Raw genomic sequence first — 652 nt, forward strand, 5'->3', positions numbered from 1 at the left:
CGAACTTTCCGATGACGAAGGGGTATATACCTCTGTCGGCAGTTATGATCACCGAGACTAAGTCAAACTGATCGTCAATCTCAGCAAAGTTTCTGATATTTCCCCAGCGCAGTTACAAGAAGTGTTTGGTGAAAGCGTATTTTTGAACCTGCTACGCTCCATTCCCAGTCATGCAAGCTTGCAGCAGTGCGACAATACCTTTCAATTTGTTCGACATGTAGAAAGCTTTATTCATGTAGAAGTTAAAAAACTTTACCCAGACGCCAATCCGCCTAAGTTCGATTTTATCAGCGAAACACAGTCAGAACTGGTGTTCGACTACCACAGTGCAAGGTGTATGGCGCATGTTTGTTTAGGGTTGCTCAAAGGCTGTGCTGCGCACTTTGGACAGGTCATTCATATTACGCATCAAAACCAAACCGAAGACGGAAGCCAAGTTCGATTTTGGCTGGAGGCACAATAAGAAGAGTATGACGGGTAACTCCTCATTAGAAAGGAAACTCAAACGAGAAATCGCCTCAAGAAAGGCGGCAGAACTGCTTTTAGAGCAAAAAAGTTATGAGCTCTACGAATCGACGCAAAAATTGAGTGTCGCGTTAAAGAAGCTAGAACTTCGATCGGAAAGCGATCTGCGCAAGTTTGAGTTTGAAGA

Annotated in this window: 2 pseudogenes; both read left to right on the forward strand. The window is 44.0% G+C overall.

The features are described 5' to 3' along the window. A pseudogene (locus R7Q11_RS26940) lies at nt 1-463 on the forward strand (heme NO-binding domain-containing protein); the annotation flags it as partial. A 7-nt stretch (nt 464-470) separates the two neighbouring features. After that, nucleotides 471-652 (forward strand): annotated as a pseudogene (locus R7Q11_RS26945) (hybrid sensor histidine kinase/response regulator); the annotation flags it as partial.

This window comes from Vibrio sp. 970 (genome assembly GCF_033339075.1).